We start from the raw sequence: 15,560 nt of genomic DNA on the forward strand, positions 1-15,560 counted from the left end.
GCACGTGCGACGGCCGACGATGTCGGCATGCGTAGGCTACCCTAACCAACTCGCGCGGTGGGATGCGTCCCGTCCCGGATACGCGACCGGCCCGCACCGAAGGTCGGTGCGGGCCGGTCGGCGACAGGAGGAAACCGTCAGATCAGACGCCAGTCCTCGAGGCCCTCGTACAGCGGCACGGACTGTGCCAGGGCGCTCACGCGGGTGCGCAGCGACTCGGCGTCGGCGCCACCGATGAGCGTCTGCGCGATGATCTCGGCGACCTCGGTGAACTGTTCGTCGCCGAAACCGCGGGTCGCGAGCGCCGGAGTGCCGATGCGCAGGCCCGAGGTGACCATCGGGGGCCGCGGGTCGAACGGCACGGCGTTGCGGTTGACGGTGATGCCGACCTCGTGGAGCGCGTCCTCACCCTGCTGGCCGTCGAGCTGCGAGTTGCGCAGGTCGACCAGGACCAGGTGCACGTCGGTGCCGCCGGTGAGCACCGAGATGCCCTTGTCGGCGACATCGGACTGCGACAGGCGCTCGGCGATGATCCGGGCACCGGACAGGGTGCGCTGCTGACGGTCCTTGAACTCGTCGCCGGCGGCGATCTTCAGCGCCACGGCCTTCGCAGCGATGGCGTGCATCAGCGGTCCGCCCTGCTGACCGGGGAAGACAGCCGAGTTGATCTTCTTCGCCCACTCCTGCTTGGCGAGGATCAGGCCGGAACGCGGACCACCGAGGGTCTTGTGCACAGTGGTGGAGACGACGTCGGCATAGGGCACGGGCGAGGGGTGCAACCCCGCGGCGACCAGGCCGGCGAAGTGCGCCATGTCGACCCACAGGTACGCACCGACCTCGTCGGCAATGGAGCGGAAGGCCGCGAAGTCCTCGTGACGCGGGTAGGCGGACCAGCCGGCGACGATGACCTTCGGCTTCTCGCGCACGGCGATGTCGCGGACCTCGTCCATGTCGATACGGTGGTCGTCCTTGCTGACCCCGTAGGACGCGACGTCGTACAGCTTGCCGGAGAAGTTGAGCTTCATGCCGTGCGTGAGGTGGCCGCCGTGCGCGAGGTCGAGGCCGAGCAGCTTCTCGCCGGGCGTCATCAGCGCCATGAGCACCGCGGCGTTCGCCTGCGCGCCCGAGTGCGGCTGGACGTTCGCGAACTCGGCGCCGAACAGCTCCTTGGCGCGGTTACGGGCGAGGTCCTCGACGATGTCGACGTTCTCGCAGCCGCCGTAGTAGCGGCGGCCGGGGTAACCCTCGGCGTACTTGTTGGTCAGGACGCTGCCCTGGGCCTGCAGCACGGCGCGCGGCACGAAGTTCTCCGACGCGATCATCTCGAGCGTGTCGCGCTGACGCGACAACTCGCCGGCCATGGCCTCGGCGACCTCCGGGTCGAGGTCGTTCAGTGCGGCAGTGTTCACGTCGGCGCCGGGCGCAGCGGTCATCGAGATCTCTCCAAGCAGAGGGCGTCAGGGATACGACCTCCAGTCTACGAAGGCCGTCCACCGCCCCGGTAGCCGGTACCCGACCGACCTGCGGTTCACCGCAGGCTGCTGGGCACCAAGGGTTCGTCGAGCAGGCGCCGGAACCGTTCGGCACGCTCGGCTCCGACCGGAACCTGCCCGAGCCAGCCGCCGAGAAGCCGGTAGCCCTCGACGTAGGTGCTGATGTAGGCGCGCCACAACGGTGACGACAGGAACCGCAGCGACTGCCGGGCACGTTCGGGGCTCGACAGCGACCAGCGCTGCAGGAATTCGACCACGTCGTCGTGACTGCGCCCGCGGTCGTGGAGCAGCAACGCGGCGTCCTGACGCACCGGCAGCAACTGCTCGGACGCCTCGGCCAGTTCCTCGGCGAGTTCGCCGTCGAAGCGGAGCCCGAGATCGGCGTAGATCTCCTGCGCCCACTTCCCCCAGCCCGGGCCGACGATCGCTTCGAGCGCGAGATCGGCGAGGCCTTCGGCCATGAGGCACTGCGGGGTGTTGACGAGGAACAGCGTCTGCTCGGCCTGCCCGGCGGCGACGAGACCGGCCTCCTTGCGGCAATGCTCGGTGTGGTGCCCCGGATACGCCTCGTGCGCGATCAGCCGCGGCAGGTGCGCCATGGTCTGTTCGAGATCGGAGTTGATCGCGACCCGCGAACGGTAGTCACCGAGGTAGTAGTTGAAACCCGACCACGGCTTGTCGCCGACGACCTCGTACTCGACACGTTCGGTATCGGGCAGCGGGTAGACCGCCCGCACCTTCTCGCGCAGCGCGCCCGAGAACGCCTCGACGCAGTCGGCGAGGCGATCCGCAGGGATCACCTCGGACTTGCGGTGGGCCTGCATCCGCTCGGTGAGCGAACCCGGGCCGGGAAGCAGCGCATCGAGGCGACGGTGCGCGTCGCGGTAGGTGTCCTCGTCGCCGGGAGCGATGCGCACGTCGAAGTACGCCTCGACCTCGTCGACGAAACCGATCTCCTCCCCTGCGAACTTGCGGGCCGAGCAGTCGAGTGCGCGCAGATGCACGTCGAGGAAGCGGGTGCGCTCGTCGGACAGACCCGCACCGCGCAGTTCGTCCCGCAGGCGCCGCGCGATGTGCGATAGATCACGGGGATCGGGAGCCGGAGCGTTCTCGACCTTCCGCCGCAGCGCGGGATCGCCGGTGTAGGCGTCGACGAATCCTTCCTCGAGCCTGTCGAAAGCCAGACCCAGCAGCAGATATTCGTTCACGAAGTCGTCGGCTCCCATACCGGCCGAGCCTAGTCTCTCGTCGGCGGCCCGACACGGGAGAACTTGCCGGAGTGGGGACCCCGACGCGGCATCACCGTGTGTCAGCGAGCACAATCCGTTACATGGACATGCAACGCCGCATCCACCGCGCCGCCGGGAAGCCGTGCCGATGGCTCGTCTGAACGAACCGAGCCCGTACATCGAGTTCGACCGCAAGCAGTGGCGGACGCTGCGGAAGTCGACTCCCCTCGTCCTCACCGAGGACGAACTGGTCGGGCTTCGGGGCCTGGGCGAGCAGATCGACCTCGCGGAGGTCGCGGAGGTGTATCTGCCCCTCGCCCGGTTGATCCACCTGCAGGTCGCGGCCAGGCAGCGGTTGTTCGCGGCCACGGCGACCTTCCTCGGGGAGAAGCATCCCGATCAGCAGGTGCCGTTCGTGATCGGCGTGGCCGGCTCGGTGGCTGTCGGTAAGTCCACGACGGCCCGTGTGCTGCAGGCGCTGCTGGCACGGTGGGACCATCACCCCCGGGTGGATCTCGTGACCACCGACGGCTTCCTCTACTCCACCAAGGAATTGGTGCGGCGCAACATCATGCATCGCAAGGGCTTTCCCGAGAGCTACGATCGGCGCAAGCTGCTGCGGTTCGTCACCGAGGTCAAGTCCGGCGCGAAAGAGGTTGCGGCGCCGATCTACTCACACATCTCGTACGACATCATCCCGGGGCAGTACCACATCGTCCGTCAGCCGGACATCCTCATCATCGAGGGCCTGAACGTGTTGCAGACCGGGCCACGGTTGATGGTCTCCGACCTGTTCGACTTCTCGATCTACGTCGACGCGCGGATCGAGGACATCGAGAAGTGGTACGTGGAGCGCTTTCTCGCGCTGCGTAATACGTCCTTCGCCGATCCGGAGGCGCACTTCCACCACTACGCGAACCTGTCGGACCGGGACGCGATGAGTGCCGCGAAGGAGATCTGGCACTCGATCAACCTGCCGAACCTGGTGGAGAACATCCTGCCGACACGGCCGCGCGCGACCCTGGTCCTGCGCAAGGACTCGGATCACGCCATCAACCGGCTCCGGTTGCGCAAGCTCTGAAGCGGCCCGCCGTTCCGCGCCGGACCGGGCAGTCCGGTCAGGCGCCGAAACGGCGGTGCCGTGCGGCGTAGTCGCGCAGGGCGCGCAGGAAGTCGACCCGGCGGAACTCGGGCCAGTACGCCTCGGTGAACCAGATCTCCGAGTAGGCGGACTGCCAGAGCAGGAAGCCGGACAGCCGCTGCTCGCCGGAGGTGCGGATGACGAGATCCGGATCGGGTTGACCGGACGTGTAGAGGTGACTGTCGACGCCGTCGACCGTCACGGACTGGACGAGGTCCTCACCGCGCAGCCCCTGCGCGTAGCGCACCCGCAGGAGCGACTGCACGGCGTCGACGATCTCCTGGCGACCGCCGTACCCGACGGCCACGTTGACGTGCGTGCCCGTGCGTCCGGCGGTTCCGGCCGCGGCCTCGTGCAGTCGCTTGGCGTGATCGGACGGGAGGAGGTCGGTGGTGCCGACGATCTTCACGCTCCAGTTCTGCCCGGGCGCGGAGATCTCCTCCACCACGTCGGAGATGATCTCGAGCAGTGCGTCGAGCTCCTCCGGCTCGCGTCGGAGGTTCTCGGTGGACAGCAGATAGATCGTCGCCCTCTCGATGCCGGCGGCGTCGCACCAGCCCAGCAGCTCGGCGATCTTCTTGGCACCTTCGCGGTGGCCGTGACTGACATCGGTGAAGCCGTTCTCGCGCGCCCAACGCCGATTGCCGTCGCACATCACCGCGACGTGCCGCGGATGCCGTGCCCCGTCGAGTTCCTTCAGCAGCCGGCGCTCGTAGAGCCGGTACAGCAATCCGCGGACGCTCACCCCGTCATCACCACCCGAGTCACATTACGCCCAGGGGTACCGGCGGTCGCGGCGGCGGTCACAGAGTCTCCCGCCACAGGGTCCCACGTTGTAACGTGTCGACGGAACGAACCTACGGGCGCGTAGGTTACCGTTCGGTACAGGGAGGAGCGCACGTATGACGGCCTTCGGCCTCGAGGAACTGCCCGTCACACCGCGGATGCGCGGATGGATCCACGCCTGGGCGTTCGGTGTGGCCGTCATCGCCGGCGCCGCACTCGTCTCGGCCGCGGCCTTCCTCGCCGCCCGCCCGGGCGCCGTGCTTCCCGCGACCGTCTACAGCCTCACGGTGTGCGGCGTGTTCGGGATCAGCGCGCTCTACCACCGCCTCACCTGGAGTCCGCGGGCGCGCGTGTGGATGAAGCGTGCCGACCACTCGATGATCTTCGTGTTCATCGCGGGCAGCTACACCCCGTTCGCGACGCTGGCACTGCCACCCGGATCCGGACGGCCGTTGCTCATCGTCGTGTGGTCGGGAGCGCTCGCGGGTGTGGCACTGAAGATGTTGTGGCCGACCGCGCCGAGATGGGTCGGCGTACCCCTGTATCTGGTGCTCGGATGGGCGATCGTGCCCGTCGCCGGACAGCTGGTCGCCGAGGTCGGGCTCACCCCGATGCTGTTACTGCTCGTCGGCGGCCTGTTCTACAGCGGCGGAGCGATTCTCTACGCCACGCGCTGGCCCGACCCGTGGCCCGCGACCTTCGGACACCACGAGTTCTTCCACGCGGCCACGGTGGTCGCGGCCCTGTGTCACGCGATCGCGGTGTGGCTTGTGATTCTGGACTGAAACCTCACAGGTCACTTCGTGCAACTTCTCACACCACCCGAAGCGACTGTCACGCGTTTGTAGACTCGCGAGGGATGTCTATTCCGTTGCTCGCCTTCGAACTGACCGAGACCAACCGGGACTGGCTGATCCACCGGCCGCTGGCGATCCTGAGTTACATCGTCGTCGCCGTCGTGCTCCGCTACGTCCTCCACCGGCTGATCGACCGCATGACGAAGCCACGCGTGCGATCCGGGACACCACGACGATCGTTCCTCGCGCCGCTGCAGGAACGAGCCGAGCGTGCCATCGGCGACCCCCAGGCTCGCGAACGCCGGGTCCAGCGCGCGCAGACGATCGGTTCGGTGTTCAAGTCCGGTGTATCGATCGTCGTGCTCGCCTGGGTGGTGCTGCAGACGCTCGACACCCTCGGTTTCAACGTCGCCCCGTTCATCGCCTCGGCCGGTATCGCCGGTGTCGCGCTCGGTTTCGGTGCGCAGAACCTCGTGCGGGACTTCATCTCGGGAATGTTCATGCTGCTCGAGGACCAGTACGGCGTGGGCGACGTGGTGGACCTCGGCGACGCGGTGGGCACCGTCGAGTCGGTCGGTCTGCGCGTGACGACCGTGCGCGACATCGACGGCACCCTGTGGTTCTGCCGCAACGGCGAGATCCTGCGCGTCGGCAACATGAGCCAGGGACATGCCGTCTCCGTGGTCGACGTCCCGATCGCGCCGAGCGTCAACGTCGAGCGCGCCTGCCGGATCGCACTGCGCGCCGTCCTCGACGGCGTGGAACGCGAGGACATCGCGCCGGACGTACTCGAGAAGCCCGAACTACTGGGCGTCAACTCCGTCACCGCGGGTGCGGTGACCCTCCGCCTGACGGTGCGCGTACGCGCCGGCAAGCAGTGGGCCATCCGCCGCAGCCTCACCCGCGCGGTGCTCGAGGCCTTCGAGCAGAACGACATCGAGACCCCGAACATCGCGCTGGCGGCCGCCCCGGTCTCCTAGCTCCGCACCGCCCCGGCCACGTCCTCCGACTGCTCGCTCGACTCACCGCTGCGTGCAGCACGGATGCGATCGATGACGATGACGCACAGCAGCGACACCACTCCCCAGATCGTGAACGTGACGAGGTGCGGGCCGACGGCGTCACCTCCGAAGTAGAGGACCGACCGCACCGATTCCACAGCGGCCGGCATCGGCAGCACACCGTGCAGGAACCGGAAGACCTCCGGCGTCATGTACACCGACATCGCACCGTTCGAGGCGGGCACGCCGACGAACATGAGGATGCCGACGGCAGGGACGACGGCGAGCAGCCCGAACAGGCGGTGCAGCGCCAACGTGAACATCGAGGTGGTGAACGTCGCGAGGATCCCGATACCCCACAGCGGGAGGAAGTGCCCGTCGACGGCCCCGGTGATCGGGTCGGCGATCACCCACAGCACGGCGGACATGAACAGCGCCCATCCCGCGGCGATGGGCACGATCTGCCGCAGGACCATCGCGGCGGGCTGCGCACCGCCGGCCACGACGATCACCATGAAACCGGACATGATCCAGCCCATCGCGACGTAGAGCGTCACCGTTCCCATGGTGTCGGAACCCGGCAGCGGTGCGATGTTCTCGACGGTCAGGGGCAGATGCATGCCCCCGGCGACCTGCTCGAAGACCCGCTGCGCGACCTGCTGCTGGCTCGTACCCGCAGCCTCGTTGGTGATCAGCGTCGCGGTGGGCGACTGGGCGGACGGCAGGACGAAGGCCGCGACGATCTCACGGTCCTGCACCTCGGCGCGCGCGTCGTCGACCGAATCCGAGATTCGCAGATCGAACAGACCGGCCATGCTCTGTTCGAGACCGGCGACCGTCCGGTCCGCCTGTTCGGCGGTCGCGCCGACGACGGTGACGGGCATCTCACGCGGGGTCGGCTGGTACATCGCGCCGAGCATGATGGAGAGCATCAGCACAACCATGGCGAACGGAAAGAACGCCAGGGTCAGGTACCGCACTCGGTCGCTCTGCGGACGCGGCCCGGTGGTGAGCGAGGGCATCGTGATCTCGGGATCACCGGCATCGGGGTTGCGGCGACGCTTCAGGGCGTCGACACCGAGTGTCGCGGCGAGGGCCAGCACGGTACCGACGACCAGCACCAGGATGTGGCCGCCGAGGCCTTCACCGCCGAAGTAGACGACCGACCTCAGCGATTCGCCGGCGGCCGCGGTGGGCAGGAAGCCGTGCAACCACGGGTAGATCGACGGTAGCGAGTAGACCGACATTCCCAGGTTCGACGCGGGGACGCCGAGAACCATCACGAAGAGCATTCCCGCGAGGACAGCCATCGGTCCGAGGATCCGGGTGAGGAACACCTGCACCGAGCCCACGGCGAAGATGGAGAGCCAGCAGATTCCCAGCACCGTCGCGATCGGGCCTTCGATCGCGCCGAGGATCGGGCCGGCGACGAGCCACACGAGTGTGCCGATCAGCACCGACCATCCGGCGAGCAGAGGCACGATGCGACGGAATCGCAGCAGCTCGGGCGAGTTGGACAGCATGATGCTCAGGGGCATGTAGCCCGCGAGCATCAGCGCCTGCACCATGAACATCACACCCAGGCCGGCCATGTCGTGGTCCGGCAGCGGGGCGAGGTCCTCGGCGGTGAGATCGAGACCCTGCGCGAGCACCTGCGGAACCACCAGTCCGGTGACCACGGACGACTGCGACGCCCCGGCCGCACCCGCGGTGTACACGGTGGCAGTGCCCTGCGGGGACAGCGTGACCGCACCCGCAACCTCCCGCGAGAGCACGAGGTCGCGCGCCTGATCGTCGGTCCCGATCACGCGGACGTCGACCGCCTCGGCGTCGGCGTCTTCGAGCGCGCGGGCGAAGTCGTAGGCCTGCTGCTGCGACGATCCGGCGACGGCGATCGGCATGTCGTGCGGGGCGGGCGCGTGCATCGCGTACAGATAGCCGGTGATCATCATTCCGACCATCAGGAACGGCATCACGAAGATCGCGATGTAGCGGCCGATGTGCTCCTTCCGCGCACGGGCGAGTTCGGCCTCGGTGAGGCCGTCGCTTCCCGGCGGCTCGTTCTTCTCGCTGGTAGCGGTATCGGTCATGAATGAACTCCTCGATATCCGGACACGGACTGCACGCTTTCCGGCCGATATCGGCTCCACAGAAATACGCTACGTGACTTAAAAATTTACGCTGCGTGTCTTGAATATGCCAAGCTGAGACACTGGTGACGCTCGTTCCATCCATCAGCGGGCCGTTCGGCCGAGAAGAAGGCGACAGGAGAAGCGTGAGCACCCACGGGGACCAGGCGCGACGAGCGCTACTCGACTCGGCGGAAGAACTGTTCGCCACCCACGGCGTCGACGGCGTGTCCAATCGGCGCATCGCCGAACACGCCGGTAACGCCAACCACTCCGCCGTCAACTACCACTTCGGTGACCGCGAGGAACTCGTCCGCGCCATGCTCACCCGCTACGCGGAGGACACCCGCCGGCGACGAGTCGAACTCCTGGCCCTGCTCGGGCCCGAACCCGACCTCCGCGACTACCTGAGCTGCCTCATCCTGCCGTTCACCGACCAACTCGCCTCGATGCCGGTCCCGAGCTGGCGGGCTCGATTCCTACGCCAGTTGAGAGCGGTACCGTCGATGGCCGACATCGCGGCGAGAACGACCGTCGAAGATCCGTACCTCGACGTCCTGATCGAACGAGCCAGAGCATGCGTCGCCCACCTGCCCGACACCGTCGTCACCGGACGGGCGCGACTGCTGGGCAAGCTCGTCGTCGATGCGTGTGCCGACTACGAGGCACGCCTCGAACGCGAAGGCATCGAACCCGATTGGACGGGATTCGCCCGATTCCTGATCGACGCGAGCGCGGGAATGTTCGAGGCGCCGGTGACGAGCGAAGGCGACTTCCTCGACTCACGCACAGCGTCCGCCTGGCCCTGACCGATCAGACCGCGGACAGGACCTCGCGGAGACCTGTCGCCGTCGTCACCGGACGGTCGCATACGAACCCCCTGCACACATAGGCCGCGGCGCCACCGTCGACCAGGGGACGACCGGCGAGCAAGGGCGACGAGTCGGGTTCGCCGCCCACCACGATCGCTCCCCCGGGCGCGAGGCGGCGGGCCACGTCGAGGAGTTCACCGCCGCCCGCTACGGCGACCTGGAGCGGCCCGCGCACCGACGCCTCGGCGACCGTCAGCCAGTGCCCTCCCGCCCGTGGCGCCTTCTCGAACAGGATCGCCGCCGTCGACAGCGACAGCGCGGCGGAATCGGCGTAGCGGGAGTCGTCGTGCACGAGCGCGGACAGGCCGAGCAGCGCCTCGGCGATCAGCGACGCTCCCGACGGCGTCGCCCCGTCGACCGGATCGCGGGGCCGGGCGACCAGCGATTCGGCGTCGTGTGCGGTGTCGAACCAGCTACCGGGACGTTCCGGATCCGCGAACTGCGCGAGCGCGACGTCGGCGAGTTCCGTCGCACGCTCGACCCAGCGCCGGTCCCCCGTCCCCTGGTGCACGGCGAGCAGCGCCGTGACGAGAGCCCCGTAGTCCTCGAGCACACCCGCCGGTGATCCGACGACACCCCCGAGCGACGCGCGGCGCAGCCGGCCGTCGATCAGGTGCCGGTCGAGCAGGAACTGCGCGCACCTCGTCGCGGCGTCCATCCAGGCAGGTTCACCCAGCGCGACGCCTGCCTCGGCCAGCGCGGTGATCGCGAAGGCGTTCCACGCGGTGACGACCTTGTCGTCGCGTCCGGGCTGGGGGCGCCGTGTGCGAGCGGCGAACAGGCGGGCCCGCACGTCGGCGAGTCGCGCCGGATCGTCCGGCTCGTCGAGCAGCTGCAACACCGAGGTGCCGTGCTCGAAGGTGCCGCCGGGGGTGACGGTGAACGCGTCCGCCGCCCACCGGCCGTCGTCCGGGCCCAGCACCTCGACGAGCTGGTCGGGCGTCCACACATAGGTGAGGCCTTCGACCCCGTCGGTGTCGGCGTCGAGGGCCGACGCGAATCCGCCGTCGGGGGTGATCAGGTCGCGCAGCAGGAACTCGGCGGTCTCCCGCGCGACGCGCGTCGGCAGTTCCGCACCGGTCACCCGCGCGAGGTGCGCGTACAGCCGCAGCAGCAGCGCGTTGTCGTAGAGCATCTTCTCGAAGTGCGGCACCGTCCACGCGGCGTCGACGCTGTAGCGCGCGAACCCGCCCCCGAGCTGATCGTAGATCCCGCCCCGCGCCATCGCGCCGGTCGTGCGCTCGACGAGACCGAGCGTGTCGGCGGAGCGGGTGCGCTCGTATCCGCGCAGCAGTCCCTCGAGGAGGTTCGACGGCGGGAATTTCGGTGCGCCACCGAAGCCACCGTGTTCGCGGTCCTCGTCGGCGGCGATCGCGGCCGACGCCGCGTCGAGCAGAGCACCGTCGATCGCGACACTCCCGGCAGGCAGTCCACCGCCGCTGCGACGGAGTTCGGAGACGACGGCCTCGGCGGCCTGCGCGACCTCGTCACGACGGTTGTGCCACGTGTCGGTGATCGCATGGAGCAGCTGCGTGAAGGACGGCATGCCCCCACGCGGCGTGCTCGGGTAGTACGTGCCGCAATAGAACGGGCCACCGTCGGGCGTGAGGAAGCAGGTCATCGGCCACCCGCCCCGGCCTGTCGTCGCGACGGTCGCGTTCATGTAGATCGCGTCGATGTCCGGTCTTTCCTCGCGGTCGACCTTGACGCACACGAAGTTCTCGTTCATGACGGCGGCGGTGGCCTCGTCCTCGAACGACTCGTGCGCCATGACATGACACCAGTGGCAGGCCGCATAGCCGATCGACAGCAGGATCGGCACGTCGCGCTCGACCGCCTCGGCGAGAGCGGCTTCGCCCCATTCCTGCCAGTGGACCGGATTGTCGGCGTGCTGCCGCAGGTAGGGACTCAGGGCGTCGGCCAGTCGATTCGCCATGCCCCCACGCTACGGAAGGAGAACCCTCGGCGGCGGAGGGTCGTCAACTTCCCTTGGTGGGTTCGGGACGCTCCGGGCCGGTGACCTTCTTCGGCTCGCCCGCCCCCTCCGCATCCGCGGTGCCGGGGATCGCACCCGGCAACGTGCCGTCGTCCACGGCCTGGTCGGGCCCGGGATGCTCCGGCTGGAAACTCTCGGGCAGCTTCTTCAGCCGCTTGTTCATGTTCCGGATCAGCAGCGCGGTCGCAACCAGCAGGACCACCACGATGGCGAGTCCGAGCGGGGACGCCTTGCCGAACTCGGGGCCGGTCGGCTCCTGGGCCAGAATCTCGACGGCCAGAACATCGACCGCGAGCGTACCTATCGTCATTCGCCCTGTCCGTCCTCGATGCCCGCGAACAGATCCGTCTCCGGAAGCTCCGTGGTCACGCGGGTCTTGGCCAACTCGAACTCTTCGGTCGGCCACACCTTCTGCTGAATGTCCAACGGCACCGCGAAGAACGATCCGTTGGGGTCGATCTGGGTGGCGTGCGCCCGCAGCGCGTCGTCGCGCTTCGGGAAGTAGTCGCCACAGGTGATCTGGGTGGTCACGCGTCCCATGATGTCGCCCTGCTCGGTGCGCCACTTGCTGAGCCACTGCTCCATGGGGAACGGCTCCCCGCGACGCTCGTACTCCTCGCGGAACAACTCGAGCCGCTTACGGATGAAACCGTGCGAGTAGTACAGCTTGCGCACCGCCCAGGGCTCGCCCAGCTCCGGATGGAAATCCGGATCGGCCGCCGCCTCGTACGCCGCGACCGACACCTCGTGGCACCGGATGTGGTCGGGATGCGGGTAACCGCCGTTCTCGTCGTAGGTGGTCATGACGTGGGGACGGAACTCGCGCACCTCCTGCACGAGCCGGCGGACCGGTTCGTCGAGCGGGATGACCGCGAAGCATCCCTCGGGCAGCGGCGGCTTGGGGTCGCCCTCGGGCAGGCCGGAATCGACGAAGCCGAGCCACTGCTGGCGCACTCCGAGGATGCGGGCCGCCTCGGCCATCTCCTCCTGACGCACCTCGCTCATGCGTTCGCGAATGCCCGGTACGTCCATCGCGGGGTTCAGGATGTCGCCGCGCTCTCCGCCCGTGAGCGTGACCACCAGGACCTCGTGCCCCTCGGCCGAGTACCGGGCCATCGTGGCCGCGCCCTTGCTCGACTCGTCGTCGGGATGGGCGTGCACGGCCATGAGCCGTAGTCCGCTCACGTGTATTCCTCCACCTCAGGTCGTCTGCTTCGCCGGAACCGTCCCCGCGCCCGCGTCGCGGTCGCACCGGATCCGTCCTCTATAGTTCCACCTGATAATTCCGTCGTCAGCCGTGGCCCTGCGGCGACGCCCGATCCATTCTCCCGCTGCGAAAGCAAAGTGATGAGCAACACCACCCCCACCGACCGGTACCCGTCGTCCCGATACCCCGGCTCCGGCGTATCGACACGCGGCAAACGCTGGGGTTTCACCGTGGCCGGCCTGCTCGCGGGGCTCGTCCTGGCGTTCGTGTTGTTCCAGAACAACTCGACTCCGATCGAGTCGGAGGTCGTCGCCTTCGACATCATCGACGACAGCACCATCGACATCCAACTCAAGGTCACGCGCGACGATCCGTCGCAGGATTCCGTCTGCATCATCCGGGCCCGCTCGAAGGACGGGAGTGAGACGGGCCGGCGCGAGGTCCTCGTCCCCGCGTCCGATTCGCAGACCGTCGTGCTCACTTCCACGGTGAAGACGTCCCAGCGTCCCGGTATGGGCGACAGCTACGGTTGCAGTACCGAGGCGCCCGACTATCTGCGCGCACCCTGATCCTGCTCCCACACCCGCCTTCCAGCGCTTTCCCGGAGTGCGGACCGCAAAGATGCTAAAATGGCCGGATACACGGTTCCACCCTTTGGGGCCGTGTATTGCTGCATAAGAGCATCAACAGACAGTACGACTTCCGTTCAGCCTGAAGCCATGGGGGGACGACGGCGGTCGTGCTGTTGCGGTCGTTGCATGTGCACGACTTGTCCACGGAGCCGGGGGCTCCAACCCGAAGGAAGTGATCGAGGATGACCGAGACCCAGGTGACCTGGCTGACGCAGGAGTCGTACGACCGACTCAAGGCCGAGCTGGACCAGCTCATCGCGAATCGTCCTGTCATCGCCGCCGAGATCAACGAGCGTCGCGAGGAAGGCGACCTCAAGGAGAACGGCGGCTACCACGCGGCCCGCGAGGAACAGGGCCAGCAGGAAGCCCGCATCCGTCAGCTCCAGGAGCTGCTGGGCACCGCCAAGGTCGGCGTCGCTCCGACCGAGTCGGGCGTCGCCCTCCCCGGTTCCGTCGTGACCGTCTACTACGGAGGCGACGAGACCGACACGGAGACGTTCTTGATCGCGACCCGCGAAGAGGGTGCCCGCAACAGCGAGCTCGAGACCTACTCCCCCAGCTCGCCCCTCGGTGGCGCCCTGATCGACGCGAAGGTCGGCGAGACCCGCGAGTACAACCTGCCCAACGGCAACACCATGAAGGTGACGCTGGTGAGCGCGGAACCCTACCGCGGCTGATCCCGTGAAGCAGAGCTCCTAGGCAGAGCTTCGTGCAGAGGGCCCGACCGGATGTTCTCCGGTCGGGCCCTCGTGCATTCCCGGCAGGTTTCCGGAAGGTGCGCCTTCTCAGAAGATGCGGCGCGCCTTCATGCCGGGGAAGACCGGCCCCACCCGCACGACATCGCCGGTAGTGGGTGCGTGCACCATCTGCCCGCCGCCGATGTAGATCGCTACGTGGCCGGGACCACCGGCCTGCCAGTTGCCGAACAGCAGGTCGCCGGGACGTGCCGCGTACAGCGGTATCTCGGTGCCGACGTGCCACTGGGTCTCGGACGTACGCGGCAGCGCGACACCCGTCGCGGCGAAGACGGCGTACGAGGTCAGGCCCGAACAGTCGAATCCGCCACCGGACGGCCCGTTGATGTTGCCGCCACCCCAGACGTACGGCAGGCCGAGGTACTTGAACGCGAGGTCGACGACGCGGTTGCCGATGTCGCCGGCGCCGCCTCCGATACCCCGGCCCAGGAACGGCGAGAGCATACGCGCGAAGACGTGCTCGGTCGCCCGGATCTTCGCGACGTAGGGCTTCGTCTGGTTCTCGTAGTCGGGATGACCGGACGGCATGCCACCGGAACGTTTCACCGCGCCGACCCCCGCGTTGTAGGCCGCGAGGGTCAGATCGAGCGTGTCGCCCTCGACCAGACCGCGCTTCTTCCAGTCGTCGATGAGCTTGTAGTTGTCGCACAGGAGTTTGCCCGAGGCCATGACGGGGTCGGCGATGCCGAGGACGTCGGCCTTGCCGTCGCCGTCGGCATCCTTGCCGTACTGGTCCCAGGTACCGGGCATGAACTGCCCAGGGCCGCGCGCACCGACCGGGGAGACCGGGGCGGCCGGGCCGTATCGGAAACCGTTCTCTGCGGAGTAGAGAGCGGCGAGGACCGGCGCCGAGACACCCTCGCACAGTTCGCCCGCTTTCTTCAGCCACGGCGCGAACACCGCGATCGCGCCGATGGGCGCGAGCCGCGTTCCGGGAAGGATCGCCGGGATCGACGGCAACGTGATCCCGGTGCCCGGGATCGTGGCTCCCGGCTGCGGGTTTCCGACCGTGCCGGTGACCGGTGGCTGCACCGGTATCCCGAACGGCGCCGGCCGGGCGGCCGGAGGTTCGGGCGCCAGGGCGGGCGGAGCCGCTTGCGGATCGGCGGGATGCAACTCTGCGGCCGCTTCCTCGGGCAGGTGGGGCTCGATCGCCCCCGCGACCGCCGTTGTCGCGTCCGCGACCGCCTGCTGGGCACCCTGCTGCATCGGTTCGGGCAACGAGGCGACGAAATTCGCCACGTCCGTGTCGGTGTTCTCCGCACCTGCCTCGAACGACTCGATCGCCCCGTCGATCCGATCCTTGATCTCTGCCGGTAGGTCCACGCCCTGCACGAGCGCACTTGCTGCCGTAGCCACTGCCACGATGACCGCAGACGGGTCCATCGACATCCGCTACCCCCACATCCATCCATCAACCGCTCCCACCGTAACTGTGAGGTCGATCACCAGTACGGCTTCCGAATGTTCTTATCACATATATTCAGGAACACGTTCCAGTATTGAGACCGGTGGGATTCGT

General features: G+C 68.0%; 14 protein-coding genes. 6 read left to right on the forward strand and 8 right to left on the reverse strand.

The features are described from left to right. Window positions 1-137: 137 nt before the first annotated feature. Both glyA and A8G18_RS15705 read right to left on the reverse strand, forming a co-directional pair. Window positions 138-1,433, reverse strand: a complete 1,296-nt coding sequence (glyA, locus tag A8G18_RS15700) for a serine hydroxymethyltransferase (RefSeq protein ID WP_064064598.1) — start codon at window positions 1,431-1,433, stop codon at window positions 138-140. A 95-nt stretch (window positions 1,434-1,528) separates the two neighbouring features. Continuing rightward, window positions 1,529-2,719, reverse strand: coding sequence for a hypothetical protein (locus tag A8G18_RS15705; protein WP_064064599.1), 1,191 nt, complete (start codon window positions 2,717-2,719; stop codon window positions 1,529-1,531). 151 nt (window positions 2,720-2,870) lie between these two features. Here A8G18_RS15705 and coaA point away from each other — a divergent pair, with 151 nt between their 5' ends. Beyond that, entirely contained in the window at window positions 2,871-3,803 is a 933-nt protein-coding gene (coaA, locus tag A8G18_RS15710; RefSeq protein ID WP_064064600.1) for a type I pantothenate kinase, read from the forward strand. Window positions 3,804-3,840: 37 nt separating this feature from the next. Here the strand turns inward: coaA and A8G18_RS15715 are convergent, their stop codons facing one another. Further along, on the reverse strand, window positions 3,841-4,608 hold the full coding sequence (locus A8G18_RS15715) for an isoprenyl transferase (protein ID WP_064064601.1): 768 nt from the start codon (window positions 4,606-4,608) through the stop codon (window positions 3,841-3,843). Window positions 4,609-4,765: 157 nt separating this feature from the next. Here A8G18_RS15715 and trhA point away from each other — a divergent pair, with 157 nt between their 5' ends. Together trhA and A8G18_RS15725 are read left to right on the forward strand one after the other, a co-directional pair. After that, on the forward strand, window positions 4,766-5,434 hold the full coding sequence (trhA, locus tag A8G18_RS15720) for a PAQR family membrane homeostasis protein TrhA (RefSeq protein WP_064064602.1): 669 nt from the start codon (window positions 4,766-4,768) through the stop codon (window positions 5,432-5,434). 74 nt (window positions 5,435-5,508) lie between these two features. Next, window positions 5,509-6,426 carry a mechanosensitive ion channel family protein gene (locus tag A8G18_RS15725; RefSeq protein ID WP_064064603.1) on the forward strand — a complete coding sequence of 306 codons (918 nt, stop codon included), beginning with the start codon at window positions 5,509-5,511 and terminating at the stop codon, window positions 6,424-6,426. Here A8G18_RS15725 and A8G18_RS15730 read toward each other — a convergent pair. Beyond that, window positions 6,423-8,537 carry a hypothetical protein gene (locus A8G18_RS15730; protein ID WP_064064604.1) on the reverse strand — a complete coding sequence of 705 codons (2,115 nt, stop codon included), beginning with the start codon at window positions 8,535-8,537 and terminating at the stop codon, window positions 6,423-6,425. The two genes, A8G18_RS15725 and A8G18_RS15730, sit on opposite strands and share 4 nt — an antisense overlap. Window positions 8,538-8,722: 185 nt before the next feature. Here A8G18_RS15730 and A8G18_RS15735 point away from each other — a divergent pair, with 185 nt between their 5' ends. After that, a complete protein-coding gene (locus tag A8G18_RS15735; protein ID WP_064064605.1) occupies window positions 8,723-9,385 on the forward strand; it encodes a TetR/AcrR family transcriptional regulator in 663 nt (220 codons plus the stop codon). A gap of 4 nt (window positions 9,386-9,389) precedes the next feature. On the opposite strand, the gene A8G18_RS15740 is transcribed toward A8G18_RS15735, so the two are convergent. The 3 genes from A8G18_RS15740 to mca are packed head-to-tail and all read right to left on the reverse strand — an operon-like array spanning window position 9,390 to window position 12,611. Continuing rightward, window positions 9,390-11,384, reverse strand: coding sequence for a thioredoxin domain-containing protein (locus A8G18_RS15740; protein ID WP_064064606.1), 1,995 nt, complete (start codon window positions 11,382-11,384; stop codon window positions 9,390-9,392). Between the two features lie 43 nt (window positions 11,385-11,427). Beyond that, the gene (locus tag A8G18_RS15745) at window positions 11,428-11,754 is read right to left on the reverse strand and encodes a hypothetical protein (protein WP_064064607.1); all 327 of its coding nucleotides are present in this window, start codon (window positions 11,752-11,754) and stop codon (window positions 11,428-11,430) included. Continuing rightward, window positions 11,751-12,611 carry a mycothiol conjugate amidase Mca gene (gene mca, locus A8G18_RS15750; protein WP_064064608.1) on the reverse strand — a complete coding sequence of 287 codons (861 nt, stop codon included), beginning with the start codon at window positions 12,609-12,611 and terminating at the stop codon, window positions 11,751-11,753. The genes A8G18_RS15745 and mca overlap by 4 nt, the downstream gene beginning before the upstream one ends. Window positions 12,612-12,791: 180 nt before the next feature. Here mca and A8G18_RS15755 point away from each other — a divergent pair, with 180 nt between their 5' ends. Then, entirely contained in the window at window positions 12,792-13,220 is a 429-nt protein-coding gene (locus A8G18_RS15755; RefSeq protein ID WP_064064609.1) for a DUF4307 domain-containing protein, read from the forward strand. A gap of 245 nt (window positions 13,221-13,465) precedes the next feature. Beyond that, window positions 13,466-13,960 (forward strand): transcription elongation factor GreA, encoded by a 495-nt coding sequence (gene greA, locus A8G18_RS15760; protein ID WP_016933815.1) that lies wholly within the window; start codon window positions 13,466-13,468, stop codon window positions 13,958-13,960. A 108-nt stretch (window positions 13,961-14,068) separates the two neighbouring features. On the opposite strand, the gene A8G18_RS15765 is transcribed toward greA, so the two are convergent. Further along, window positions 14,069-15,430 (reverse strand): C40 family peptidase, encoded by a 1,362-nt coding sequence (locus A8G18_RS15765; RefSeq protein WP_064064610.1) that lies wholly within the window; start codon window positions 15,428-15,430, stop codon window positions 14,069-14,071. Window positions 15,431-15,560: the final 130 nt, after the last annotated feature.

This window comes from Rhodococcus gordoniae (assembly GCF_001646655.1).
Lineage (GTDB): Bacteria > Actinomycetota > Actinomycetes > Mycobacteriales > Mycobacteriaceae > Rhodococcus > Rhodococcus gordoniae.

Bases quoted from the DNA above. Each gene is read 5' to 3' on its own strand.
- glyA (WP_064064598.1), bottom strand. From the start codon at position 1,433: ATGACCGCTGCGCCCGGCGCCGACGTGAACACTGCCGCACTGAACGAC.
- A8G18_RS15705 (WP_064064599.1), bottom strand. From the start codon at position 2,719: ATGGGAGCCGACGACTTCGTGAACGAATATCTGCTGCTGGGTCTGGCT.
- coaA (WP_064064600.1), top strand. From the start codon at position 2,871: ATGGCTCGTCTGAACGAACCGAGCCCGTACATCGAGTTCGACCGCAAG.
- trhA (WP_064064602.1), top strand. From the start codon at position 4,766: ATGACGGCCTTCGGCCTCGAGGAACTGCCCGTCACACCGCGGATGCGC.
- A8G18_RS15725 (WP_064064603.1), top strand. From the start codon at position 5,509: ATGTCTATTCCGTTGCTCGCCTTCGAACTGACCGAGACCAACCGGGAC.
- A8G18_RS15730 (WP_064064604.1), bottom strand. From the start codon at position 8,537: ATGACCGATACCGCTACCAGCGAGAAGAACGAGCCGCCGGGAAGCGAC.
- A8G18_RS15740 (WP_064064606.1), bottom strand. From the start codon at position 11,384: ATGGCGAATCGACTGGCCGACGCCCTGAGTCCCTACCTGCGGCAGCAC.
- A8G18_RS15745 (WP_064064607.1), bottom strand. From the start codon at position 11,754: ATGACGATAGGTACGCTCGCGGTCGATGTTCTGGCCGTCGAGATTCTG.
- mca (WP_064064608.1), bottom strand. From the start codon at position 12,611: ATGGCCGTGCACGCCCATCCCGACGACGAGTCGAGCAAGGGCGCGGCC.
- A8G18_RS15755 (WP_064064609.1), top strand. From the start codon at position 12,792: ATGAGCAACACCACCCCCACCGACCGGTACCCGTCGTCCCGATACCCC.
- greA (WP_016933815.1), top strand. From the start codon at position 13,466: ATGACCGAGACCCAGGTGACCTGGCTGACGCAGGAGTCGTACGACCGA.
- A8G18_RS15765 (WP_064064610.1), bottom strand. From the start codon at position 15,430: ATGTCGATGGACCCGTCTGCGGTCATCGTGGCAGTGGCTACGGCAGCA.